Origin of the sequence: Nonomuraea sp. JJY05, from assembly GCF_043496855.1 — a bacterium.
Lineage (GTDB): Bacteria > Actinomycetota > Actinomycetes > Streptosporangiales > Streptosporangiaceae > Nonomuraea.
In genome coordinates, this window is record NZ_JBIEIS010000008.1 from 162,322 (window position 1) to 186,956 (window position 24,635).

Here is a 24,635-nt window from a genome sequence, read left to right on the forward strand (position 1 = left end):
TCCCCGAGACACGGCCACATCATGGAGGACCAGTGACCACCGAAGACATCCGTACCTATGACGTGGTCGTGATCGGGGCCGGTCCGGTCGGCGAGAACGTCGCCGACCGGACCACCGCCGCCGGCCTGAGCACCGTCATCGTGGAAAGCGAGCTCGTCGGGGGCGAATGCTCATACTGGGCGTGCGAACCGAGCAAAGCCCTGCTGCGGCCCGCGCTCCTGCGTGCCGACGCCGGCCGGGTACCCGGCCTGCATCCGGCCGCCGCCGGGCCGCTGGACACCGCCGCCGTACTGGCGCACCGCGACCGCATGTCCGCCCACTGGAACGACGACGGCCAGGTCGAATGGCTCAAGACGGCCGGCATCGAACTCCAGCGCGGCCACGGCCGCCTCGACGGGCCCCGGCGCGTGGCCGTGACCACCCCCGACGGCGGCACCGTCCACCTGCGGGCCCGGCACGCCGTGGCCGTCTGCACCGGCAGCGGCGCCGCCCTCCCCGACCTGCCCGGGCTCGCCGCCCTGCGCCCCTGGACCAGCCGCGAAGCCACCAGCGCCCGGCGGGCTCCCGGACGGCTCGCCATCGTCGGCGCCGGGGTCGTGGCCACCGAGATGGCGACCGCCTGGCAGGCCCTCGGCACCGAGGTCACCCTCCTCGCCCGCGGCAGCCGCCTGCTGCCGCAGCTGGAACCCTTCGCCGGCGAACTCGTCGCCGACAGACTGCGGGAGGCGGGCGTCGACCTGCGGTTCGACACGACCGTCGCCACCGCCGAACGCACGGACGGCGAGGTCCACCTCACCCTCACCACTTCCGGCAACGGCCGACGCCCTCCTTCGGACGGCAACCGGCTCACCTCCTCCACCGACAACCGGCTCACCTCTCCTGACGACGGCCGGCTCCTCCCTTCCGAGGACAACCAGCTCACCCCCTCCGCCGGCAACCGGCTCGCCTCTCCTGACGACGGCCCGCTCGCCCCCTCCGCCGACAACCGGCTCACCTCTCCTGACGACGGCCCGCTCACCGCTTCCGGCGACGGCCGGCTCACCGCGGACGAGGTCCTCTTCGCCATCGGCCGCGCGCCCCGCACCGGCGACATCGGCCTCGAGAGCGTCGGCCTGACCCCCGGGGACTGGCTCGCCACCGACGACACCCTCACCGTCACCGCCGTTCCCGGCGACTGGCTCTACGCCGTGGGTGACGTCAACCGGCGGGCCCTGCTCACCCACCAGGGCAAGTACCAGGCCCGCATCGCCGGCGCCGTCATCGCCGCCCGCGCCTGCGGCACCCCGCTCGACACCGGACGCTGGAGCCCGCATGCCGGCACCGCCGACACCGCGGCCGTACCCCAGGTCGTCTTCACCGACCCGGAGATCGCCAGTGTCGGCCTCACCACCATCGAGGCCCGGCGCACCGGCCGCCGCGTCCACGTCGTCGACTACGACCTCGGCCACGTCGCCGGCGCCCTCCAGCACGACCCGGCCTACCGCGGCAGGGCCCGCGCCCTCATCGACCCCGACCGCCGCACCCTCGTCGGCGCCACGTTCGCCGGGCCGGGTGTCGCCGAGCTCCTCCACTCCGCCACCGTGGCGATCACCGGCGAAATCCCCGTCGAACGCCTCTGGCACGCCGTACCGCCCTTCCCCACCATCAGCGAGGTGTGGCTGCGCCTGCTCGAGACATATCGAGACCAGACACACTAACGCGGAGCTTAGATTTATAAGTGCTACATTAATGATGCAGTTAGACATCACCGACCGAAGGAAGCACCCATGGCCAAGACATGGCTCATCACCGGATCGTCACGCGGCTTCGGCCGCCACCTCACCGAAGCGGTCCTCGAAGCGGGCGATCAGGTCGTCGCCACCGCCCGCAGCCCCAAGCAGCTCGACGACCTGGTGGCCCGCCACGGCGACCGGATACGAGCGATCGCGCTCGACGTCACCGACGCCGCCGCGGCCCCCCGGGCGGTCAAGGAGGCCCTCGACGCCTTCGGCAGCCTCGATGTGGTGGTCAACAACGCCGGCTACGGCAACAGCGCGCCGATCGAGGAGATGGCCGAGGACGACTTCCGCGCCCAGATCGAAACCAACCTCTTCGGCGTCGTGAACGTGACCCGGGCCGCCCTGCCCGTCCTGCGCGCCCAGCGATCGGGAGTCTTCGTACAGTTCTCCTCCATCGGAGGGCGCGTCGGCGGCACCCCCGGGATGGGCGCCTACCAGACCGCGAAGTTCGCCGTCGAAGGGTTCTCCGAAGTCCTCGCCAGCGAGGTCGCGCCCTTCGGCATCAAGGTCGTCATTGTCGAGCCGGGCGCGTTCCGTACCGACTGGCAGGGCCCCTCCATGGAACTCCACCCCGTCGGCCCGGACTACGAGCAGACCGTGGGCGCGATCCACCGCTACCGACGCGACACCGACGGCACCCAGCCCGGCGACCCCGCCCGCGCCGCCAGGATCATCATCGACGTCGCCCGCCACGACGACCCGCCACGACGGCTCCTCCTCGGCAGCGACGCCGTCGCCACCGCCCAGAAGGCCGGCGAGATCCGCGCCGCCGAAACCGAGAAATGGGCCGACGTCAGCCGCTCGGCCGACTACCCCGCCGACGAACGCTAGGAGCCTGCGATGAATCCCCGAACCTGGCTCATCACCGGCGCGTCAAGCGGCCTCGGACGCGCTCTCGCCGAACACGTCCTCGCCCGGGGCGACCGGGCCGTCATCACCGCCTCCAGCACCAAGGCCACCACCGAACTGGCCTCCCGCCACCCGCGCACCGCGCTGGCCCTTCCCCTCGACGTGACCGACCCCCAGCAGCGCGAGAACGGTGTCAAGAAGGCGGAGGAACACTTCGGCGGCATCGACATCCTGGTCAACAACGCCGGCATCGACTTCATCGGCGCGCTGGAGGAGCAGGACGAGAACGACTACCGCAAACTGTTCGAGGTCAACTTCTTCGGCGCCGTGGCCCTCACCCGGCTCGTCCTGCCCGGCATGCGCGCCCGAGGACGCGGCACCATCGTCAACGTCTCCTCGATGGACGGCCTGGCCAGCCTCCCCGCCAACGGCTATTACTCCGCCAGCAAATTCGCGCTCGAAGGCTTCACCGAAGCCCTCTGGCAGGAAATCGAACCCCTCGGCCTGAACGCGATGGTCATCCAGCCGGGCTCCTTCCGTACCGGCATCGAACACCGCACCAAGGCCTCCGGCACCCCCATCGACGCCTACCACGCGACAGCCGGCGCGTTCCGGAACATGATGGGCACCCTCACGCCTGAAATGTTCCCCGGCGACCCCGCCCGGGCGGCGAAGGTGATGTACGAGGCGGCCACCTCCGAGCGCCCTCGCCACTGGATCGTGCTCGGCAGCGACGCCCACCGCAGGATCGACGCCAAGCTCAACCAGCTCCGGGCGGAGTTCGACGCGGGCAAGCAGGTCGCACTCAGCACCGATTTCCCGGGAAGTGCCGAGCACGCGGTCCTGTGACCGCTGCTTGCCCGATCAGCGCGGCGCCCGGCCAGGCGGCAATGATCCGGCCCTCCGTTCACCGACCCGACCGCGCGGTCGATGGGGCGGTGGGGGCGTGGTGGGGGCGATGGGAAGGCGAGGACGGCAGCCTTCGGACGTTCTCGGCTGTCATCCCCGACGGCCAGAGACCGGCCTTTCCTCGCGCGCCTCCAGCTGGTCGCGCTCACGGGCCGGCCGTCCGCGATCGGGCCCGCCAGCGCCCGCCGGAACACACCGGTCGGCAGGTCGACCACGCCACAGCGTCACCACCTCGCCGCTCACCCCGCCGGCACGATCCCACAGCGCCCGCGACAGGCGGCTCAGCAGCCTCACCAACCGCTTGCCCAGGGCGAACATCTCCTCGGCCAGCTCCCGCGGCACCTCGCAGCCGGTCACGACGGACCGCCACAAGCAGCTCCCGCGGCACCTCGGAACGGAGCAGCTGGTCACAACGGACCGCCACAAGCAGCTCCCGCGGCACCTCGGGACCGAGCAGCTGGTCACGACGGGCCACCACGAGCATCCGGGCCGCGGCGGGCCGGCGGTGGGCGAACACCGCGGGTGCGCTCGCCATTGCCGCCACCGTCACCACCGCCTCGACCCCCGCCTCGACCCCCGCCTCGACCGCCGCCTCACGGTTCGCCCTCTTGCACCCGTCGGCGAGCTCGACCTGCAGATCCAGGAAATCTCCCGCCGCCTCAGCCACAGCCGCCCGAGCGGCACCGGCAACGACCCGAACACGTGGTAGATCACCCCGTTCGACACCCCGGCCGCCGCCGCCAGCGCTCGCACCGTGGACCGCTTCCGACCACCGTCGGCCCCCAACTGCTCGGCGACCGATCGAGATCATGAACTCGACGGCGAGGCATGCCCATCATGACAACAGAGCACACGCTCCAGAACCGCGAGTCGTCATACCGTGGCGTCCACGCGGGCACGGCCGCCGGCCCAGATCCGGCCGAGTTGAACGACGCTCATGCCGAACATCAGGACGCCCAGCGGGACGTGCAGGGTCTTCACGTGCGCGATGCCCAGCGCCACCTGCGCCGACGTGATCACCAAGAAGCCGGCCGCGTACAGGATGGGCCTGGGCGAGCCGCCACCCGGCCGCCACACCAAGATCGCGATCACCAGGTGCAACACCGTCACGATGAACGTCGCGTACGCTCCAGCACTGTGCAATACCCCACCCCCGGGCATGGACAGCAGCAGCCCCGCAGTGATCGCCTGGACGAAGACGGCAAAGGTTTGCAAGGTGATCGCTATCCGCAGGAACGTGACGTTCTTGGACATGGGGCTTCCCTTCTCGATACCGGTGTCTCAGCAGTCCGACGACACGACCGCCGGGAACGTGAGGTTAGGCGACGCGACGACCTCACATTCCGAGGCGTTGTCTCGTCTGTCCGGGTGAGGGCAGAAACGACCGAGGAGCCGGCGACACCATGACCACCCCATCCGAGCCAAGCATCGACCCGAGCCTGAGCGTGATCATGAGCGAGCGGCGTCAGCTGATCAATCTCGCCTACCGCCTCCTCGGCTCCCTTGCCGACGCCGAGGATGTCGTGCAGGAGACCTACACCCGCTGGTACGCCATGACTCCGGAGCAGCAGGAAGCCATCCAATCCCCCGGAGCCTGGCTGACGAAGGTCGCCGGCCGCATCTGCCTCGACGTACTCGGCTCGGCACGCGCGAGGCGTGAGCGCTACGTGGGCGAATGGATCCCCGAGCCGCTGCCCAAACCTTCGGAGTGGGTCACCGCCGACCCGGCCGACCGCGTCACCCTCGACGAGTCGATCAACATGGCCTTCCTGGTCGTGCTCGAGTCGATGACCCCGGCCGAACGCGTCGCGTTCATCCTGCATGACGTCTTCCGCTACTCCTTCGCGGAAGTGGGGGAGATCGTCGGCCGTTCGGAGGTGGCATGTCGCCAGCTGGCCTCCTCGGCCCGCCGCCGTATCCGGGCGTCACAGGCTTCCGCGGCTCCGGCGGCCCGGCCCGACATCGTCAGTGACTTCAAGCAGGCGTGGGAGGCCAAGGACATCAAAGCCCTCGTCGGCCTCCTCGACCCCGACGCCACGGCGGTCATCGACGGCGGCGGCCTCGTCAGCGCCGGACTCCGCCCGATCGAGGGCAGCGAGCAGATCGCCCGCTACCTCCTCGCCATCGCCGGAATGTCACCCGGCCTGACGCTCCTGGAGCGTACGGTCAACGGTCAGCCCGGGCTGGTGGCCCAGCTGGACGGCGTGACTGTGACGGTGGCGGCGTTCGACGTCACGGGCGACCGGATCAAGCAGATCTGGGCGGTACGCAACCCCGAGAAACTCCGACCCTGGACGGTGCAACCACAGCCTTAGGACCAGCTCATTCGGCACGCTGCAGGAGCACGCCAACCTCCCCGGCCTCCTCGTACATGCCGAGAGCCACGGAGGGGGCGGCCCCCGGCCTCCCAGCTCCACGTACGGGCCGAGAGCACGGAGGAAGCGCCCCCCGACTCCTCGTACAAGCCGAGAGCCACGGAGGAGGCGACCCCTCAGCCTCCCAGCTCCACGTACGGGCCGAGAGCACAGAGGAAGCGCCCCCCGACTCCTCGTACAAGCCGAGAGCCACGGAGGAGGCGACCCCCCGGCCTCCCAGCTCCACGTACGGGCCGAGAGCACGGAGGAAGCGCCCCCGACTCCTCGTACAAGCCGAGAGCCACAGAGGAGGCGACCCCCCGGCCTCCCAGCTCCACGCACAGGCCGAGGACCACCCGCCGCGCGGAGACCGCCTGCGCTAACCCGGCTTGACTAGACCGGCCTCGTAGGCGGCGATGACGAGTTGGGCGCGGTCTCGGGCCCGCAACTTGGCCAGCAGGCGGCCGATGTGCGTCTTCACGGTCCCGGGGCTCAGCTGCAGTTGGCTGCCGAGCTCGGCGTTGGACAGACCGTGGGCAATGAGCGTGAGCACCTCGCGCTCCCGATCCGTCAGGTTGTCGAGCCCGTGGAAGACCCGCTGGGCCGGCGGCCGCCGTACGAACTCCGCGATCAATCGCGTGGTGACACTCGGCGCGATCAGCGTCTCGCCCGACGCGACCACCCGGATCGCCCTCAAGAGATCGTCGGGAGGCGCGTCCTTGAGCAGGAACCCACTGGCGCCCGCACGCAGCGCCGCATAGACGTACTCATCGAGGTCGAACGTGGTCAGGATGAGGACCCGGGTATCGCTGGCGATCTCCTTGGTCGCGGCGATGCCGTCCATCTCCGGCATCCTGACATCCATGAGCACCACATCGGGTGACTCCGTCCGCGCGAGCGCCACCGCCTGGTGTCCGTCGGCCGCCTCCCCGACCACGACGAGGTCGTCCTCCGAGTCGATCAGCAAACGGAAGCTGCCCCGCAGCAGCGCCTGATCGTCGGCGACGAGCACTCGAATCAAGAGATCCCCCACAAACACGCCCAACACGAGCAGGATCGACGCCCGGTCCGCGGACGCTCCGTCCAGGTCTGCCGCTCCGCCTCCCATCTTGCGCCACTCAACACCCACGGATGCCGACTCACGGGTCGCGATCTCGACATCAGCCACTCCCACATCGATCCGCCCCTGTCGCCCGGGACAGCCGACCTCGACCGGCATCGCCAGTCAGCCAGTAACCCCCTACTCCAGGAGAGACGGAGTCGTATGCCAAAGACCTCTCGCGACCGACCAGCCACAGGTCCACGTCGACCACGACGTCCCACCCACCACAGCGTCGCGCCCGCACAGCGTCGTGGCGGGCGCAGCTCCCCACCCACCACGGCATCGCACCACGGGGTCGCACCGGGTGCGACGTCCCACCCACCACAGCGCCCCGCCCGCACAGCGTCGTGGCGGGCGCGGCGCCCCACGGGCCGCAACATCCCACCAACCACGGCATCGCACCGGTTGCGAGTCGAGGTGGGCGCGGGCCGTTGGGGCGCGCCGAGGTCTCGGGCGGGAAGCGCAGCGTGAGTCAGACAGGTCATGGGACCTCCCATGATGCGTGCACGCCGAACCCACCCCCCGGCAGAGGTCCGGCCTCGAAGGCGCCGCCGTACATCATGGCCCGTTCCCGCATCCCCGCAAGACCGTGCCCACCCGCCTTCCCCGGCAGCACTCGCTGCCCAGGGCCGTCATCGACCACGGAGATCTTCAACAACCCGTCGACGACCGACACGCTGGCCCGGCAACGAGCGGGAGCGGCATGCCTGACGACGTTGGTGATCGCCTCCTGAACGATGCGATAGACGGACAGCCCCATGCTGTCGGGCACGGCTCCGCTCACCGAGAGGTCGACCTGAACCCCGGCCTCCGCCGCGCGTTGTGCCAGGGACGGCAGGTCCGCGAGGCCGGGGAGCGGCGTGCTCTCAGGGGGGCTGCCGGATGAACGCAGTGCGCCGAGTAACTGGCGCATCTCCATGAGCGAGCCGCGCCCGATCTCCTCGATGGCCCGTAACGCCGCACGCCCTTCCTCCGGATGCTTGTCCAGGACCTTGGCCGCCACCCCCGCCTTGACGGTGATCATGCTCAGCGAATGGGCGACGACGTCGTGCAGCTCGCGGGCGATCCGCAGGCGCTCGTCGACCACCGCCTTCTCGGCCTGCATCTCGGACTCGCGCGCGGCGGACAGCCGGCGGATGCGCGCCGTCGTACCGAGACTCCAGCTCGCTCCCACGACCAGCCAGGCAGCCCCGACGATGAAGACGGGATCCGGCCAGCCGTTCACCCGCGGGGCGCCCAGCACCGAGGCCAGCAGAGCGCCTCCGGTGACGAGCAGGCCCAGCACGAGGGCGATCGCCGATCGCCGCACCGGTTGGGCAACCGACAGCGGGTAAATGGTCAACGCCACCACCCCGACCATCATCAGCCGGTTCGCCTGTAACGTGAACAGAAGGAGGCCCGCCAGGAGCGCACCGTAGTATGCGGGCACCGGCCAGATCCGCCGCACCGCCACGGGCGCCACGAGCAGCCAGCAGATCAGCACCGACGCGGTGCTCACCTCCAGGCCCTCCGGATTCGTCGTGGACCCCAGTGCGATCAGCACCGCGACGACGGCGTCGGCCAGGATGAGCAGCCTGTGCGCAGGCCGCCGGGCGAGCAGGTTCACATCTCGACGCTATCGAGGAACGACCGCGAGCGAATCGGAGCACGAGCCGTCAGACCAGGGTCGTACTTCGCTCTCTTTCGCCCGCACCGTATGACCCTGGTCGGAGCGGCAAGACCGGATCTGGCTCCGATGTGCGGACCCACCGCCGTGCAGGATCGTTGCCCGCATGGATCGACGCACACTCATCGCCCTGTGCCTCACTGCCTGCCTCGCCGTCTCGCTCGGCGGCATCGCGCTGGCGTCGGCGCAAGCGTACCGCCTCACCTGGAAGGAGTGTGGTGACGGCCTGCGATGTGCCGAGCTGGTCGTCCCAGTTGACTGGGCCGATCCGGGCGGCCCCAAGACCTCGGTGCACGTGGCCCGACTGCCCGCGACGGGCAAGAGCATGGGGCCGCTGATCGTCAACTTCGGCGGCCCGGCCACCAGCACGGCGATGCTGAGGCCGAGAAACGATCCTGACATTCCGCCGGAGCTGCCGACCCTGCTCAAGGAGTTGCGGAGCCGGTTCGACGTCATCGCGGTGGATCCGCGCGGGATGTCCGAGCCCGGGAGCGGCAAGAGAGTGAGCTGCGAGGAGTCCTCGGCCTCCGTCTTCGGGTTGATCCTGGCGCGGACGAAGCAGGACTGGGACGCTCACGCTGCCAAGAACGCGGCCCATCAGGCGAGCTGCCGCAAGACCGCCAAGTCGGCGTGGTACGGAATGACGGCATGGAACGTGGCGCACGACATCGACGCGCTGCGCGCCGCGCTCGGCCAGGAGAAGCTCCGCTACGCGGGCAACTCTTACGGCACCGTCTACGCCCAGGCCTATCTGGAGCTGTTCCCGCAGCGGGTGGAGCGGATGTATTTCGACGGGACCGCCGATCACACCCAGCAGGAGTTCGAGCCCTGGTTGCGCAACTATGCGCGCACCCAGGAGCGGCATCTCATCCGCTTCCGTGACTGGTGCGCCCGCCGTACGGACTGCGCCCTGCACGGCAGGGATGCGGGCAAGGCCTGGGACGAACTCGTCGCAAGGGTGCGCCGCGCGCCACTGCCGGCGTCGCCCGGCAGGACGGTGCACGAGGGCCAGCTGTACGCAGGTGCGGTCAAAGGCATGAACCCGGCGTACTGGCCTCGGTTCGCGACTGCCATCCGCAAGGCCCTCGACGGCGACGCCGCCCACTTTCTCACCGAGCTCGCGCCGGATCAGGGCAGCTCGTCAGTGAGCCAGGACTCCCTGTGCAACGACTTCATGCCGAAGATGCCGACGTACGAGGAGTTCCGGGGCATCGAGGCCAGGCTTCGCGAGATCGCGCCGAGGTTCGGCTGGATCGAGGGACGCTTCGAGCTCGGGCGGTGCTGGGGGCGCAGCGGGGGCGCGTCCTGGGCGCCGCACCCGTTACGCGTGAAGGACGTCCCACCGATCCTCTTCGCGATCGGGGAGCTCGACAACAACACCAACTACCTTGGGCAGCAGCACGTGGCGGAGCAGGTTCCGTCCGCCCAGGTCCTGTGGCACGGCGACGGCCACGCGGCGTGGGCCGCCAACGGCTGCCTGCGGCGGCACGTCCTCGCCTACCTGACAACGGGAGCGCTGCCCGTGCGGGGCACGCGCTGCCCGGCCGAGCTGATTCACCGGGTGGGGAAATGATCGAGGTCATAGATCTGACAAAGGTGTACGGTTCCACGCGGGCGGTCTCGGGGCTGACGTTCGACGTCAAACCCGGACAGGTCACGGGCTTTCTCGGGCACAACGGGGCCGGCAAGTCCACCACCATGCGAGTGATCCTCGGCCTTCACGCCCCCACCTCGGGCAAGGCGTTGATCAACGGCGTCCGCAAGCGCGACCTGCATGACCCCATGCGTGAGGTCGGTGCGATGCTCGACGCCACCGAGGTGCAGGGCGGGCGCAGCGCGTTCGATCACCTCCAAGCGCTGGCGCATGCTGGCGGGATCGCGCGCCGCAGGGTCGTACAGGTTCTCGAGGAGGTCGGCCTGGCCAGCGCGGCACGAAAGCGGATCGCCGGGTTCTCCCAGGGGATGCGCCAGCGCCTCGGCATCGCCGCGGCACTGCTCGGCGACCCGGGAGTGCTCATTCTTGACGAGCCGGTCAACGGCCTCGACCCCGACGGCATCCGCTGGCTCAGAGCGCTGCTGAGATCCCTGGCCGCCGAGGGACGGACCGTCCTCCTGTCGAGCCATCTGATGACCGAGATGTCCCTCACCGCCGACCGGCTCATCATCATCGGCCACGGCCGGCTGATCGAGGACACCACGATGGCGGAGCTGCTGGCCCGCTTCCAAGGTGACGTATCGGTCCGATCGCCCCATGCGACCCGCTTGACCGGGGCACTCGAAGCGGCGGGAGCAACCGTACGCCGCACCCAGCCATCCGGCGCGAGCGCGCCTTCGGCATCTCCCTCCTGGGCCGAAGGAGAGCTGCTGGTGACCGGCTTGTCCGCAGCCGCCATAGGCGATGTCGCCCTGGCGAACGGCTGCGCCATCCACGAATTGGCGCCCCGCCGGGCGTCGCTCGAAGAGGCCTTCATGGAGATAACCCAATGATCAACGTCGTCGCATCGGAGTGGCTCAAACTCCGCTCGCTCCGATCGACCTACTACGTCCTGGCCTGCACGCTCTCCGCCCTGGTCCTCACCGGCTTCGCCGCCCTCTCGATCTCGCGCTATTTCGACATCAAGGGTCCTGGCGGCGAGCCCGTCGGCACGGGGCTCACCTTCAGCGCCGACATTCCACCCGTGCTCTTCGGCATGCTGGGCGCGCTTGCCATCTCCGGCGAGTACAGCACCGGCATGATCAGGCTGACGTTGACCACCATCCGGCGCCCATGGATCCTCCTGCTGGCCAAGGCCACCGTGGTGGCCGCCGTGGCCACGATCGCGGGTCAGGTGCTGGCGTTCGCCACCTACTTCACCGCACAGGCAGTGGTGGGCGGACGCCCGATCGGCGCCTCATTCTCCGAACCGACCGCCCTGCCCGAGGTACTGTCGACAGGCGCCGGCTGCGCCGTCGCCGCGGTGATGGGGTTGTGCCTGGCCACGCTTCTGCGCTCGACACCGGGAGCGCTCATCGCACTGGTGGCCCTCCTGACGGCCCCGCCCGTGATCGAACGCTTTCTCCCCGCCCCTTGGAACGACTGGACGGGCTCCCTGACGATCCCATCACTGACGAGACAGTTAGCCGGCGTCCCCGACTCCGGCGCCTTCGGCCCCACCTCTGCCATCATCGTCCTCGCCGGTTATGTCACGATCTTCCTCGTTACAGCAGCCCTGACGATCACCCGCCGCGACGCCTGACCACAGCCGGCCAACACGGATGACATCCGCCCACGGCACGGCGGTCGCGACCTCGGACACTTCCGCCCCTTTCACCTCAGCCCTTTCTACTGAGCCCCCCTGCGCTCTACTTGCCTCAGGCGCCTCCGCTCCTTACACCTCGACCGCCTCGATCTCTTGGTTTCCGTCTCTGCCCATCCACTGCAGCCGCCTCCTCCGCCGCTTTACCTCGGCGACCTCAGCCCTTGGGCTCTACCGCTTCGGCCCGTTCGCTTCGTGCGCCTCGGCACCTTCGCTTCGACCGCTTCAGCCTCTTCATTCCGGCCGTCTCCGATTCTTCATCCGGCCGTCTTGGCGCCTTCGTATCGGGAGCCTCCACCCCTCATTCCGGCCGCCTCGGCGCCTTCGTTTCGGGAGCCTCTGCCCCTTTCCTAAGCCGCCTCGGTGCTTTCGCCTTCGGCACCTTGGCCCCTTTCATCTCAGGCTCGCGCTGTCCCAGTCCCACCAGCCGATGAACGCGCGTCGGTTAAACCCGACGGTCTGTCGGCACGGCGACGAAGGGGCGGGTCGTTGTATTCGCCGGAACAGCCGGCGGCGCCAGCCGTGAAGTAAGGGAGCGTCGTTCAGTGGGGTCAGCGATATTTGTTGAGGGCTGTGGCGACGAGTTTGGCGGCGCGGTCGGCGGTGCCGAATCCGGAGCGTCGGGCTCTGACGGTGATGGATACCGCGACGTTCGACAGCCGGAAGGAGATCTTGGTCTCGTAGAGCCGCCACGGCCAGCCGGGCACCTGCCGGGTATAACTGAACGCCTCGTCCCCGACCTTCGGTCCCGTGCGGATCTTGGTCTTCTCGTCCCGCTTCGGCTCGTCCTTCATGTACTCCACCATCTGATCATGGGTCAAGTTGGCCGCGGAGGTGCTCGGCAAGCGGTACGCCATGACATTCAGGGTGGAAGTGTTCGTACTGGCCCAGGAGCAGGCGGCGTCGGTCAGGAACTGGCGCTTCATCGGACCGCCGAACAGCGAGCGCGTCTGGGCGCTGGTCAGCAGATCGCATGCCTCGAAGTCGCGGGAGATGGCCGGGGTGGCTTCCGGCGACAAGCTGAACACTGGCCGCGGCGAATAGGTGTAGTTGACCCGGGGCGCAAGCATGGCGCCGAGTACGCGGATGGCGTTCGGGAACAGGTACGGCAGGACCACCACCCCGGCCGCCACGATCAGCACCACCGCGAGCAGGGCACCGACGATGACCTGGACGCGGCGGCGTCGAGGTCTGCCGCCCGGTACGGTCCGCGTCCGTGGTGAGGTCGGGACGTTCGTGGTCTCGCCCCGCGAGAGGGCCCTCAGCCAGCCGGCCACCTCGTCCGGGGAGCAGCGGCGTGCCGGGTCCTTCTCCAGGATCGCGGCCAGTACGGGCGCCAGCGGGCCAGCCATCCGGAAAGGGGCGGGCTCCTGCATCAGTACGGCGGCCAGGACCGCGGCCTCGTTCGGTCGAGGGAACGGCGGGCCGCCCTCCACAGCTGTGAAGAGCGTGGCGCCGAGTGACCACAGGTCGGCGAGCGAGCCGTCGGCCTCGCCGCGCAGGCGCTCCGGGGCGATGTAGCCGGGCGAGCCGGTCAGCATGCCCGTCTGCGTGAGCCCGGTGTCCCCGGCGATCGTCGCGATGCCGAAGTCGGTGAGCAGCACCCGCCCGTCGTCGGTGAGCAGGACGTTGGCGGGTTTTACGTCCCGGTGCAAGATGCCGGACGCGTGCGCGGCGGCGAGGGCGTCGAGCATCTGCATGCCGATCTCGGCGACGCGGTGCGGCGACAGCGGGCCGTCGTCGCGTACGACCCGGTCGAGGGAGCGGCCGCGGACCAACTCCATGATGATCCACGGCCGGCCGTCGTCCAGGACGACGTCGTGCACGGTGACGATGGACGGGTGGGAGCGCAGCGTCGCCGCGGCGCGTGCTTCCCGGAGCGTGCGTTCGGCCAGTTCGGCCCGTGAGGCCTCGTCGAGGTCCGACGGGAGCCGGACCTCTTTGATGGCCACTTCCTGCCGGAGGAGTTCGTCCATCGCCCGCCAGACGGTGCCCATACCGCCCTGGCCGAGCTGCGAAAGCAGCCGATAACGGCTCGCGAGCAGCGTCACCGTGCCATTACCGACGTCTCGGACTCCGCGACCATTCGTCGCCTCCTGTCGATATCCGGCTCAGCACGGGCACATCAGATAGTAAGCGAACGGATCGCGAGCGTCAGGGAATGCCGATCAAAGGTCGATGATGCCGTTGAACATCTGGTTCCGGCCGGTCTCCGCCTTCCGCGAGGAGACCCCGGCTCCAGATGGTCGCCGATGACGCCGGTAACGCCGGTATCGCGGTGCTTCGGGTGGTCGCGGTGCTTCCCGTGGCCGCGGTCACGGTACTTACGGTGGGTTCGGTGCTTGCGGTGCTGAGGTGGCCATTGGTGGTCTGGTCATGGTGGTCGTGGTGGTGGTCGCGGCGCATGCGGTGGTTGCGGTGGTACGGCGGTTGCGGTGTTTAGCTGGTTACGGTGGTCCGGGCGCTAAGGGTGGTCGCGGCGCCTACGGTGCTTACGTGCTTGCGGCGGTCGCGGCGCGTAGGTGGTTGCGGTCGTCCGGGTGCTAAGGGTGGTCGCGGCGCCTACGGTGCTTACGTGCTTGCGGCGGTCGCGGCGCGTAGGTGGTTGCGGTCGTCCGGGTGCTAAGGGTGGTCGCGGCGCCTACGGTGCTTATGCGGTCGCGGTGCTGCAGTGGACACGGTGCCTATGGTGGTCGCGGGGCTACGGCGGTCGTGGTGCTGCGGCGGGCACGTTCTAGAATCCCGGCGTCATTCCCAGCCCCTTCTAACTTGCCGGTGTCCGCGATGGGCGAGGTCTTCCGCGTGCTGGGCCGTCCGTTCGCTGGGTCCGCGTGTCTATGACGGCGTTCGTCGGGTCTGACCTCGGCCTGGCGACTCTGCGCCTGGCCGAATGAGGGCGGCTGCCGTGCCGACGTCTCCGTGCTGCGGCGGCTCGGCCCTCGTTCGCGCACCTTTCAGCGTGTTTACCAGTGGTGGGCGCCGTGGAGCTGGCCGCGGACCGCGCCGTCGGGGAACTCGGAGGTGTGCAGGTTGGCGTACCAGTTCTTCGGGTTCTTCTTGATTCCGTTGAGGACGCTGGTGTCCTTGACGCGGACGGAGCCGGAGCTCGTGTTGCCGTGGGTGGTGCCGCTGCTCAGCAGGTCAATGACGACGGGGCCGTTCTTGCCGGCCTTTCCGCGGTGAATGTGGAAGGCGGTGGGCTTGGCGACCTTCTTCCACTGGACGAAGTAGTAGAGGCGGTTGCCCTTGATGCGGAACTTCGCGACCGCCAGGCCGTTCCGGTCGTTGACCTTCTTGCCGGCCTCCGGCACCTCGTTCTTGCCGAGAAGGACCGAGGTGAAGTAGTACGTCTTGGCCGCGCTGGTCACCTTGGCGCTGGTCACCTTGGCGCTGCTGAAGGTGGCTGGGGTGGCGTTGGCCGGTGCCGAGGCAGCGGCCAGGGCCGCGGTGGAGGCCAGGGCCGCGATGGCCGCACCCGCCGCCGCACGCCGCCACTGGATACGCCCGTTGCTGATCTGCTGAGAAGTGCTCATGGGGATTTGCCTCCGATTGGTCTTACGGATCTCTTCGGACACGGAGGACGTTAGTGAGGCGGCATCCGACGTTCTGTGGACAAATCCGCATAAGGCGTGGGGTGATCAGTGTCACAAAGCCCGAGGCCAGCAGACCAAAACCTGGTGCCGATTCGTGTGCAGCGCTCAAGCGGGGCTGGTGAGCGAAGGCTGGCGGGGCAAGCGAAGGTCGGCGTTGGGCGAGTAAAGGCCGGCAGGGCGGGCGAAGGCCGGCGTTGGGCGAGTAAAGGCCGGCAGGGCGGGCGAAGGCCGGCGTTAGGCGAGTGAAGGCCGTCGACCAGCGAGCCAAAGCCAGCGAGGGACGAGTGAAGCCTGGCGGCGGCCGTACGAAGGCTGGGACGGCAGGTGGAGGCCAGCGACGGGCAGGCAAAGGCCGGGACGGCACGCGAAGGTCAGCGACGGGCCGGGCAAGGGCGGGGGAACGGGCGGGCGGAGGTCGGAACGGATGTGCGGAGGCCGGGGCAGGCAGGCGAGGGCCTACGAAGGGCGGGTGGGCTCGCGGCACTGGAGGCATGTCCGGGGATGGGTAAGGGACGTCGGCGCGGGGCGGTGAAGGGGTGGCGATATTCGGGTCAGCGGGGGGAGGGGTGGAGTGGTGGGCTTTCCGGTGGAGCCGGTTGGGGCCAGTTGCGGGCCGGTGGGGGTTACTGGGCGACGTCGAGTTCTGCGCGCATGCCTGCGGCGTAATGCCCCGGGAAGTTGCAGATCAGCTCGTACCGTCCAGGCTGCAGCGTCAGCGTCGCCCAGCCCTCGAACCCGGGTGCGATGCCTCCGCCCTCGCCCGCGCCGCAGTTGTGGGACGCCTCGCCGAGGGAGCCTGTTTCGGTCACGCGGCTGTCGGCGCCGATCGGCCGTTTTCCGATGGCCTGGCTGGCCGTGAGCGGCAGTACGGCCACCTCGTGGGCCAGGGTGCCGGTGTTGGAGGCTCGAAGAGACACGGTGCCCGCTGTGACCTTGGCCGGCTTCACGGTCAGGCGCATGGGTGCCGCCCCGGCCGTGTCGGTCAGGTCGACGTCCACCACCTTGCCCGGTAGCGGCGGAGGGGTGCACTCTTGCGTGGGCTGCGACTTGGCCGCCTGCCCTGTGATCATTGGTGCGTGGGTGAACGGCTGTCCCGTGGCCGTGGGTGTGCCGGCGAACGACTGTCCCGTGGCCGTGGATGTGTCGGCGAACGACTGTCCCGTGGGCGTGGATGTGCCGTTGAACAGTTGCCCTGTGGCCGTTGGTGTGTCGGTGAACGACTGTCCCGTAGGCGTGGATGTGCCGTTGAACAGTTGCCCTGTGGCCGTTGGTGCGTCGGTGAATGGCCGTTCCGTGGGTGTGGGTGTGTCGGTGAACGGCTGTCCTGCGGACGTTGGTGTGCTGGTGAGCAGGGTGGCTGTCATCGCTACCGCCGCGGTGCCTGCGGACCAGACGTTGTGAGGCCTCATCGGGCTCACCCCCCGAGTGCGCGTGTGCTCACCCGTCTCCCGCGTCGTGGTCGCGCTCGACCGGCGAGCGTCCCCTCTTCCAGAGTACGCGTGGCGCACCCCGCCACGGCCGGCGTGCGCTCGTCAGGCGCCGCAGGTCACGAATCGGAAGGCCCCGGGTGTGACGGTGTAGGCGTCGCGGGTCGTGATCTTCTTCGTGGTGGTGTCGACTTCGAGGATGCGGACACGGGCGGGTTTGCCGTCGTCGTGGTGTGAGAGGTGGACAGTGATCTTGGAGGGGGCGGTCCATGCGATCGCGTCGGGTGACCACTTCCCGGTGTGGAGGCGCATGGGGATGCTCGTGAGGACCTTTTCGGACGCGAGGTCGTAGACCTTGAAGGCCACCCCGCCGCCCTCATAGCCCATGGTCGCCACCTTCGTCCCGTCCGCCGTCAGGCCGTAGGGGATGAACGACTCCTTCACCGGCGGCCTGGCGTGGATCGTCTGCCCGCCTTGAACGGTGAAGACGAAGAGGTCGGTCAGCTCGTACTCGCCGGCCCGCTCGCCCTCCCGGGTGGCCAGGACCTCGTCGCCGTAGCCGGGCTGAATCCGGACAAGGTCACGTCCCAGGGGATCGATCCCAGTTTGGTGCCCGTGGCGACGTCATAGATGTCGGTGGGCCGCTTGGGCTTGCCGCCGCGGTCGTACTCGCCGACGTAGTCGACCGCCAGGCGCGTACCGTCCTGGGACAGCATCGTCCGCACATCCCCCATGCCGTAGCCGCGCGCCGGCACCTCGTCCGCGATGACGTGTACGCCACCGCCGAGCTCGCGTACGACCAGGCGCCCGTCGCCCTTCCTGAAGTAGGCCACCCGGCGGCCGTCATCGCTGACCGACAGCGGCGCGAGATCGTCGTTCAAGGTCTTGCCCTTGTCGCTCAAGGGCTTGACCCGGGCGTCCCGGAGCCGCGTTCGGCTGCCGTGGCGCCGGAACAGGATCCAGTCTCCGCACGGCTTCGCCTGAACGCCGCATCCCCGTACCCAGGCGTACCTGACCGCGTCCGCGTCACCGTGCGCCGGATGCGCCAGGGCGGGGAGCGGAGTGCAGGCGATCATCGCGAGAGCCGCCACCGACATTGCCGTAACCCTCATCGGTGCCCCTCTTCCGAGTGGATGCCGGTCCGGTCATGGAGGGGCCGGAACCGTCTGCCTGATCAGACAGCGTCCGGAAGGGGAGGGTTGAGCACGGTTTCATTACGGAAGCCTCGGTTGTTGAAAGTTTCAGGAACCTGGGGCCGTCGTCGCAGATGGGCGGGACGCGCGGGTCGCGATGATTGAGGTCCCGCGCTCGCGGTGCCTACGGTGCTGGGGTCCGCACACGGTGATCCCGTCAAGGAGTCCGTCATGCGCGCCCGTGTCGTACCTGCCCTGATTCTCGCCCTGATCGCCGTCATCGTCAGCGCTCCCGAGGCACGCGCGCAGGTGGTCGGCGGTTTCGACTTCTCCAGGGCGGAGGTCTCCGTCACGGGCCTGCAGGTGCCGTGGGGTCTGGCGTTCCTGCCGGACGGCAGCGCGCTGGTCTCCGAGCGGAACACGGGGCGGATCCTCCAGGTACGGCCCGGCCAGAGTCCCACCCAGGTCGCCACCATCAGCGGGGTGAGCGCTTCGGGTGAGAGCGGCCTGCTCGGCATCGCGGCCAGGGACGGCTGGGTGTACGCGTACTTCACCAGCACCGCCGGGGACAACCGCCTGGTCAGGTTCCAGTTGAGCGCCCCGCAGACGCAGACGGTGATCTTCTCCGGTGTCCCGAGCGCCACCATCCACGACGGCGGCCGCCTCGCCTTCGGCCCGGACGGCATGCTCTACCTGAGCACCGGCGACGCCAGCAACACCAGCAACGCCCAGAACCTCAACAGCCCGGCCGGCAAGATCCTGCGCATGACGCCCACCGGCGGAGTGCCTTCGGACAATCCGTTCGCGGGTTCCCGCGTCTGGAGCTACGGCCACCGCAACGTGCAGGGCCTGGCCTGGGACTCCCAGGGCAGGATGTACGCCAGCGAATTCGGCCAGAACACCTGGGACGAGATCAACCATATCGTCGCGGGCGGCAACTACGGCTGGCCCACCTGCGAGGGCAACTGCGGCAACTCCTCCTTCCGCAACCCCATCGTCACCTGGACGACCGCCGAGGCGTCGCCGAGCGGGCTCGCGTACGCGAACAACACGCTCTTCGCCGCGGCGCTGGGCGGCCGGCGCCTCTGGACGGTGCCGCTGACCGGCAGCGGCACGCCCGGCACGCCGCTGGCCGAGCTCCAATCCACGTACGGACGCCTCCGCGCGGTCGCGCTCGGACCCGACGGCTGGCTCTGGGTGACGACCAGCAACCGGGACGGCCGCGGCACACCGGTGGCCCAGGACGACCGCATCATCCGCATCCCGCCGGCCACGAACGGGACCGACACCGCCGCGCCGACCGCCCCCGGCAGCCTGGCCGCCTCCGCGACCACCTCCACCGGCACCACGCTGGCGTGGACCGCCTCGACCGACAACGTCGGCGTGACCGGCTACGACGTCCTGCGCGCGCCGGGCTCGTCCGGCGGCACCTTCACGCAGGTGGGCACCGCGACGACCACCTCGTTCACCGACTCCGGGCTTACCGCCGCCACCACCTACCGATACCAGGTACGCGCCCGTGACGCGGCGGGCAACCTGTCGCCGGTGTCCAACACGGTCACGGTCACCACCGGTCCGGGCGGCACCACCGGCGGCTGCACAGTCACGCCGACCACCCAGACCCAGTGGAGCACCGGCTATGTGATCCAGCCGGTCACGGTCGCCAACACCGGCACCTCCACGACCACGGGCTGGACGGTGACGTTCACGCTGCCCAGCGGGCATGCCGTCACCGGCTCCTGGAACGCCACGCTGACCGTGAGCGGCCAGACCGTCACGGCCAGGAACGCCGCTCACAACGGCACGCTCGCGCCCGGCCAGAGCACCACGTTCGGCTTCCAGGCCGGCCGCCCCAACGGCGACACCCAGACCCCTTCCGCCTATCGGTGCACCAGCCCCTGAGCTGGCGCACCGTACGCTTCCGACCCGATTCCTGCGGACGCCGGCCAGGGCAACGGGAAGGCGCTGGGGGGTGGATGACGGTGCTCGGGGACGGATGGTGGCGCTGGGGACGGATGGCGGCGTCGCGCGGCCGAGCCGGCCTCCAAGGTTCAGCGGGGCCGGAGTCATCGGCACTCCATCGCCCGTCTCCCTCCTCCGAGGATTGACCAAAGATGTAAAGCCATACATCGATCGATGTACGGCCCATTTCGCCCGGCGGGACGACGGGGACGGGCTCCTCCGCCACCAGGCTTGATGGTGTGACCAGACGTATCGACGCGCTTGACGTGTTACGCGGCGTGGCCATCATGGGCACGCTCGGCACGAACATCTGGATCTTCACCGCGCCGGGCGGGCCCGCCGAGTTCCTTCAGTTCGGCGGCGGCTCCGGGGTGGTGGAGACGTTCCTGCGGTTCCTGTCCAACGGCAAGTTCCTCGGGCTGCTGACCCTGCTCTTCGGCGTCGGCCTGGAGTTGCAGTACCGCAGCGCGGTCCGGCGCGGGCTCACGTGGCCGGGCAGGTATCTCTGGCGCGCGACGCTGCTGTTCGCCGAGGGGGCACTGCACTACGTCCTGGTCTTCGAGTTCGACGTGCTGATGGGGTACGCGATCACCTCCATGATCGTGGCGTACCTGGTGGGCAGGAGCCGCCGGGCGGTCACCGCCTGGATGGTCGCCGCGGGAGCGGTGCACGTCACTATGGTGGCCTTGATCACGGCGGCCCTGATGGCGGCACCGGCCGGCGGCGGCACCCCGTTCTACCCTCAGGACGGCTGGCTCGACCAGGTCGCCTTCCGCCTGCGGCATGTCCCCGTCTTCCGCGCGGAGCTGGTGTTCATCGTCCCCATGGGCATAGTCCTGTTCCTGCTCGGCGCCCGCCTGCTGCGCGCGGGCGTCTTCGAGGAGCACGGGGCGGGCCTGCGGAGGAAGCTGATCGTCGTCGGCCTCGGCATCGGTGTGCCGCTGAACCTGGCCACCTCCTTCGCGGGCCCGGCCTGGTTCGCCGTCGACCGCTACCTCCTGGCGCCGCTGGTCGCCCTGGGTCTGCTGGGGCTGATCACCTCGATCGTGCTCGGCATGCGGGGCGCTCCGGGCGTGCTCAGGAAGGGGATCACGGACGTCGGGCGGATGGCGCTGTCCTGCTACGTCTTCCAGAACCTGGCGGCCAGCGTCCTCTGTTACGGCTGGGGCCTGGGGCTGGCGGATCGGTTCGACGCGCTGCGGCCCTGGTGGGTGCCGGTGGCGTGGGGCGGGATCTGCGCACTGTTCATGGTGCTGTCGTCGCTGTGGCTGCGCCGGTTCAGCCGCGGGCCGCTGGAGCTGGCCTGGCAATGGGCCTACCAGGCACCGGCCCTGACACGACGCCCGTGACGACCAACGGCAAGGCGCGGACGACCGGGCCGAGGCAGCTGACGGGAGGGGACGGCTGACGCCAGCGGGACGGCTGGCGGGAGGGGGTGGCTGGCGGAGGGGCGGTTGTAGCAGGGTGGGGAGCCCGTACGCTGGGTCGCGGATCCGGGACAGGGAGGTGGGCGGAGCATGCGCTACCGGCGAGCGGTGGAGAGGCTGCGGCAGCTCGCCCTGGCCTGCGACCAGACCCGCCGCGTGCCGGCCGACGAACCCTTCCTGCGCGCGGCACACGTCTTCGGAGACCTGCTCACGGGCGCCGACCCCATCGATCACCTCGAGATCGTCCTGGTGCTGAACCTCCCGCCGGAGGAGGTGACCTGGGGCTCGCACCCGCCCGGCACCGCCTGGCTGGTCGACTTCCTGCGGCTGGACCAGGGCGGCGTCGCGTACTGGTGGCGCTCCCACCTGGATCCGGTGGAGAACCATCGCATCCACGACCCGGTGCGGTTCTGGTCGCTGGACGGGCCCGAGCAGGACGTGCTCGACGCGCTGGCCGAGCGCCGCTTCGACCGGCTGCGCGAGGTGACGTCCCGGCCCCAGGAGGAGCCCGCCCGGGTGGCCGGGGAGTTGCAGGCGGCGCTGGACCACCTGCGCGCCGTACGCGACTCGTACTGGGACCGGCAGTGGCGCCGGCGGCACCGCAGCCTGGGACGCTACCCCGAGCACCACCTGTGGGAGGCCGTTCAGGGCTACCTCGATCTGCTGGATGCGCACGAGGAAATTCGGTTGCCGCCGGAATCCGCGGAAGGCTAGGGTCCGATCACCATCTCGTGACGGAGGAGTTGCTTTATGCGTGTCGATGAGCTGACCGTCCCTGCAAACCAGCCATCACACGTAAGGACTCACGATCTTGGATCTGCCACGTAGCTTCACCATCCGGGAGAGCAGCCACCGGATCCTCAACCCGTTCACCCCTGACAAGCTGGCCACGGTCGGCGCGGCGATCGGGCTGCGGCCCGGCGACACCGTGCTCGATCTGTGCTGCGGCAAGGGTGAGCTGTTGAGCACCTGGTCCCGCGATCACGGGATCACCGGCACCGGTGTCGACATCAGCACCTCCTTCCTCGCCGCCGCCCGGCAGCGCGCCGCCGACCTCGGCGTCGGCGAGCGGCTGACGTTCACGCACGGGGACGCCTCCACGTACGTGTCGGGCGAGCCGGTCGACGTCGCGGCGTGCATCGGCGCGACATGGATCGGCGACGGGACCGCCGGCACGGTCGCGCTGCTGGAGCGCAGCCTGCGTCCCGGCGGCACGATGCTGATCGGCGAGGTGTTCTGGCGCGCCGAGCCGCCCAGCCAGGAGGCCGTCGAGGCGTGCCACGCGTCCTCGCGCGACGACTTCGGGACGCTGACCGACATCTTCGAGGTGGTCGACGGGCTCGGGTACGACGTCGTCGAGATGGTGCTCGCCAACGAGGACAGCTGGGACCGCTACTACGCCGCCCAGTGGCGCAACCTGCGTACCTGGCTGGACGCCAACCCCGACGACGAGCTCGCGCCCGAACTGCGCGCCGAGCTGTCGCACGCGCCGATGCGCTACATCCGCTTCCAGCGGCAGCTGCTCGGCTGGGGCGTGTTCGCCCTCATGAAGCGCCGATGAACCGCTGATGCAGCCCTGATGCAGCGCTGAGCTGCGCATACTTCGGCCCGGTCTCGTGTTCGAGGCCGGGCCGAAGCCCTTTCTGCGGCCAGTTTTGAACGGGGGCGCGCGGAGAAACTTGACGGAGGGATCACCTCGCGGGCTATCGTTGCTTATATGAATAGCTCTTCAAGTGAGCGAGTCGTCCTGTCAGCGGACGGCTGCGCGGTCCGGGTGGTCGACCCCGACCGGGTCGCCGCCGTGTGCGAGCGGATGCCGGCGGCCGACGATCTGGCCGACACCGCCGACATCTTCGGCCTGCTGTCCGATCCGAACCGGCTGCGGCTGCTGGTGGCGCTGCTGGACGGAGAGCTGTGCGTGTGCGACCTGGCGGCGGTCACCGGCCAGAGCGAGTCCGCGGTCTCCCACGCGCTTCGGCTGCTGCGCGCCCACCGCATCGTCGTCGCCCGGCGCGCCGGGCGGATGGCGTACTACCGGCTGGACGATCCCCACGTACGCATGCTGCTCGACCTGGCGCTCGCCCACACAGAGCACACCGAGGCCATCCACCCCGAACGGGAAGGGGCCGACTGATGGGCGCCGGGCACGGACACGGGCACGCGGGTGCCCGGCACCGGTGGCGGCTGACGGTCTCCTTCGTCCTGATCGGTTCGTACTTCGTGGTCGAGCTGGTCTACGGCCTGATCTCCGGCTCGCTGGCGCTGATGTCGGACGCCGGGCACATGGCCGCCGACGTCGTCACCCTGGGCGCCGCCCTGGTGGCCACCCGCATCGCCACCCGGCCGGACGCCACGGGGAGGCGCAGCTACGGCTCCTACCGGGCCGAGGTGTTCGCGTCCCTGCTGGCCGTGATCATGATGCTCGGCGTCGCGCTGTACGTGGTCGCCGAGGCCATCGGGCGGATCGGCGGACCCGCGGAGGTCTCCTCCGGCCCGATGCTCGTCGTCGGCGGCATCGGCCTGGTCGTCAACCTCGTCGCCCTGTTGCTGCTGCGTGCCGGGGCCAGCGAGAGCCTCAACGTCAAGGGCGCCTACCTGGAGGTCGTGGCCGATACGGCCGGGTCCGTCGGCGTCATCGTGGCCGGCTGGCTGATCGCGGCCACCGGTCAGACGTTCTGGGACACCGTCGTCGCCCTCGCCATCGGCGTCTTCGTCGCCCTGCGCGCGGTCTCCCTCGGCCGTCAGGTCTTCGCGGTGCTGGGGCAGCACGTGCCCGAGGGCATGGACGCGGCCGCGGTGGCGGCCGACCTCGCGGCGCTCGAAGGCGTACGCGACGTGCACGACCTGCACCTGTGGACCCTCACCTCCGGCATGAACGTCGCCACCGCCCACCTGGTCACCGTCGACCCCGAGAACCACCACGCCATCCTGGACCAGGCCCGCGAGCTGCTGCTCCGCCGCCACGGCGTGGCCCACGCGACCCTGCAGGTCGAGCCCGCCGACCACACCGGCTGCGACGAGCTCGGCTGGTGACCACCTGTCCCTGAGGGGCTCTTCAGGGACGTCTCAGGGAACTCCCCGACGCCCGGGCAGGGCCCGGTGAACCAGACTTGGGCGTTATGGGCATGAAGAGAGTGGG

23 protein-coding genes are annotated in these 24,635 nt (G+C 69.6%); 14 read left to right on the forward strand and 9 right to left on the reverse strand.

The window, feature by feature from the left end:
- Positions 1–32: 32 nt before the first annotated feature.
- The 3 genes from ACFKCF_RS14065 (at position 33) to ACFKCF_RS14075 (ending at position 3,476) form a co-directional block, all read left to right on the forward strand.
- Positions 33–1,697 carry a dihydrolipoyl dehydrogenase family protein gene (locus ACFKCF_RS14065; RefSeq protein ID WP_394493645.1) on the forward strand — a complete coding sequence of 555 codons (1,665 nt, stop codon included), beginning with the start codon at positions 33–35 and terminating at the stop codon, positions 1,695–1,697.
- Positions 1,698–1,766: 69 nt separating this feature from the next.
- Positions 1,767–2,609 carry an oxidoreductase gene (locus ACFKCF_RS14070; RefSeq protein WP_394493647.1) on the forward strand — a complete coding sequence of 281 codons (843 nt, stop codon included), beginning with the start codon at positions 1,767–1,769 and terminating at the stop codon, positions 2,607–2,609.
- Positions 2,610–2,618: 9 nt separating this feature from the next.
- Entirely contained in the window at positions 2,619–3,476 is an 858-nt protein-coding gene (locus ACFKCF_RS14075) for an oxidoreductase (protein WP_394493649.1), read from the forward strand.
- Between the two features lie 150 nt (positions 3,477–3,626).
- Here ACFKCF_RS14075 and ACFKCF_RS14080 read toward each other — a convergent pair whose 3' ends face one another.
- The gene (locus ACFKCF_RS14080) at positions 3,627–3,893 is read right to left on the reverse strand and encodes a hypothetical protein (RefSeq protein WP_394493651.1); all 267 of its coding nucleotides are present in this window, start codon (positions 3,891–3,893) and stop codon (positions 3,627–3,629) included.
- On the opposite strand from ACFKCF_RS14080, the gene ACFKCF_RS14085 reads away from it, so the two are divergent.
- Positions 3,838–4,245, forward strand: a complete 408-nt coding sequence (locus tag ACFKCF_RS14085; RefSeq protein WP_394493983.1) for a hypothetical protein — start codon at positions 3,838–3,840, stop codon at positions 4,243–4,245. The genes ACFKCF_RS14080 and ACFKCF_RS14085 overlap by 56 nt on opposite strands.
- A 164-nt stretch (positions 4,246–4,409) precedes the next feature.
- On the opposite strand, the gene ACFKCF_RS14090 is transcribed toward ACFKCF_RS14085, so the two are convergent.
- Positions 4,410–4,790 carry a hypothetical protein gene (locus ACFKCF_RS14090; protein WP_394493652.1) on the reverse strand — a complete coding sequence of 127 codons (381 nt, stop codon included), beginning with the start codon at positions 4,788–4,790 and terminating at the stop codon, positions 4,410–4,412.
- A 149-nt stretch (positions 4,791–4,939) separates the two neighbouring features.
- On the opposite strand from ACFKCF_RS14090, the gene sigJ reads away from it, so the two are divergent.
- Entirely contained in the window at positions 4,940–5,851 is a 912-nt protein-coding gene (gene sigJ, locus ACFKCF_RS14095; RefSeq protein ID WP_394493654.1) for an RNA polymerase sigma factor SigJ, read from the forward strand.
- Between the two features lie 418 nt (positions 5,852–6,269).
- Here the strand turns inward: sigJ and ACFKCF_RS14100 are convergent, their stop codons facing one another.
- Together ACFKCF_RS14100 and ACFKCF_RS14105 are read right to left on the reverse strand one after the other, a co-directional pair.
- Entirely contained in the window at positions 6,270–6,911 is a 642-nt protein-coding gene (locus tag ACFKCF_RS14100) for a response regulator (protein WP_394493967.1), read from the reverse strand.
- A gap of 562 nt (positions 6,912–7,473) precedes the next feature.
- A complete protein-coding gene (locus ACFKCF_RS14105) occupies positions 7,474–8,598 on the reverse strand; it encodes a sensor histidine kinase (RefSeq protein WP_394493656.1) in 1,125 nt (374 codons plus the stop codon).
- 166 nt (positions 8,599–8,764) lie between these two features.
- Between ACFKCF_RS14105 and ACFKCF_RS14110 the strand changes: the two genes are divergently transcribed.
- From ACFKCF_RS14110 to ACFKCF_RS14120, 3 genes are read left to right on the forward strand one after another with little or no spacing between them, the layout of a single operon-like run.
- A complete protein-coding gene (locus ACFKCF_RS14110; RefSeq protein ID WP_394493658.1) occupies positions 8,765–10,231 on the forward strand; it encodes an alpha/beta fold hydrolase in 1,467 nt (488 codons plus the stop codon).
- Entirely contained in the window at positions 10,228–11,145 is a 918-nt protein-coding gene (locus tag ACFKCF_RS14115; protein WP_394493660.1) for an ABC transporter ATP-binding protein, read from the forward strand. Before ACFKCF_RS14110 ends, ACFKCF_RS14115 begins: the two co-directional genes overlap by 4 nt.
- A complete protein-coding gene (locus tag ACFKCF_RS14120; protein ID WP_394493662.1) occupies positions 11,142–11,894 on the forward strand; it encodes a hypothetical protein in 753 nt (250 codons plus the stop codon). Before ACFKCF_RS14115 ends, ACFKCF_RS14120 begins: the two co-directional genes overlap by 4 nt.
- A gap of 611 nt (positions 11,895–12,505) precedes the next feature.
- On the opposite strand, the gene ACFKCF_RS14125 is transcribed toward ACFKCF_RS14120, so the two are convergent.
- The 5 genes from ACFKCF_RS14125 to ACFKCF_RS14145 all read right to left on the reverse strand — a co-directional run bounded on the left by ACFKCF_RS14125 (position 12,506) and on the right by ACFKCF_RS14145 (position 18,086).
- Complete coding sequence (locus ACFKCF_RS14125; RefSeq protein WP_394493664.1) at positions 12,506–14,005, reverse strand: serine/threonine-protein kinase; 1,500 nt, start codon at positions 14,003–14,005, stop codon at positions 12,506–12,508.
- 912 nt (positions 14,006–14,917) lie between these two features.
- Complete coding sequence (locus tag ACFKCF_RS14130; RefSeq protein WP_394493666.1) at positions 14,918–15,487, reverse strand: CHRD domain-containing protein; 570 nt, start codon at positions 15,485–15,487, stop codon at positions 14,918–14,920.
- A gap of 683 nt (positions 15,488–16,170) precedes the next feature.
- Positions 16,171–16,617 (reverse strand): plastocyanin/azurin family copper-binding protein, encoded by a 447-nt coding sequence (locus ACFKCF_RS14135; RefSeq protein ID WP_394493668.1) that lies wholly within the window; start codon positions 16,615–16,617, stop codon positions 16,171–16,173.
- Positions 16,618–17,079: 462 nt separating this feature from the next.
- Complete coding sequence (locus ACFKCF_RS14140) at positions 17,080–17,418, reverse strand: hypothetical protein (protein WP_394493670.1); 339 nt, start codon at positions 17,416–17,418, stop codon at positions 17,080–17,082.
- 56 nt (positions 17,419–17,474) lie between these two features.
- A complete protein-coding gene (locus ACFKCF_RS14145) occupies positions 17,475–18,086 on the reverse strand; it encodes a hypothetical protein (RefSeq protein ID WP_394493672.1) in 612 nt (203 codons plus the stop codon).
- A 252-nt stretch (positions 18,087–18,338) separates the two neighbouring features.
- On the opposite strand from ACFKCF_RS14145, the gene ACFKCF_RS14150 reads away from it, so the two are divergent.
- The 6 genes from ACFKCF_RS14150 to ACFKCF_RS14175 all read left to right on the forward strand — a co-directional run bounded on the left by ACFKCF_RS14150 (position 18,339) and on the right by ACFKCF_RS14175 (position 24,529).
- The gene (locus ACFKCF_RS14150) at positions 18,339–20,009 is read left to right on the forward strand and encodes a PQQ-dependent sugar dehydrogenase (RefSeq protein ID WP_394493673.1); all 1,671 of its coding nucleotides are present in this window, start codon (positions 18,339–18,341) and stop codon (positions 20,007–20,009) included.
- Positions 20,010–20,308: 299 nt separating this feature from the next.
- Positions 20,309–21,418 carry a DUF418 domain-containing protein gene (locus tag ACFKCF_RS14155; protein ID WP_394493675.1) on the forward strand — a complete coding sequence of 370 codons (1,110 nt, stop codon included), beginning with the start codon at positions 20,309–20,311 and terminating at the stop codon, positions 21,416–21,418.
- Between the two features lie 168 nt (positions 21,419–21,586).
- A complete protein-coding gene (locus tag ACFKCF_RS14160) occupies positions 21,587–22,210 on the forward strand; it encodes a hypothetical protein (RefSeq protein WP_394493677.1) in 624 nt (207 codons plus the stop codon).
- Positions 22,211–22,307: 97 nt separating this feature from the next.
- Positions 22,308–23,057 (forward strand): SAM-dependent methyltransferase, encoded by a 750-nt coding sequence (locus ACFKCF_RS14165; protein WP_394493678.1) that lies wholly within the window; start codon positions 22,308–22,310, stop codon positions 23,055–23,057.
- A 156-nt stretch (positions 23,058–23,213) separates the two neighbouring features.
- Entirely contained in the window at positions 23,214–23,630 is a 417-nt protein-coding gene (locus ACFKCF_RS14170) for an ArsR/SmtB family transcription factor (protein WP_394493680.1), read from the forward strand.
- Positions 23,630–24,529 (forward strand): cation diffusion facilitator family transporter, encoded by a 900-nt coding sequence (locus tag ACFKCF_RS14175; RefSeq protein ID WP_394493682.1) that lies wholly within the window; start codon positions 23,630–23,632, stop codon positions 24,527–24,529. The genes ACFKCF_RS14170 and ACFKCF_RS14175 overlap by 1 nt, the downstream gene beginning before the upstream one ends.
- Positions 24,530–24,635 lie beyond the last annotated feature (106 nt).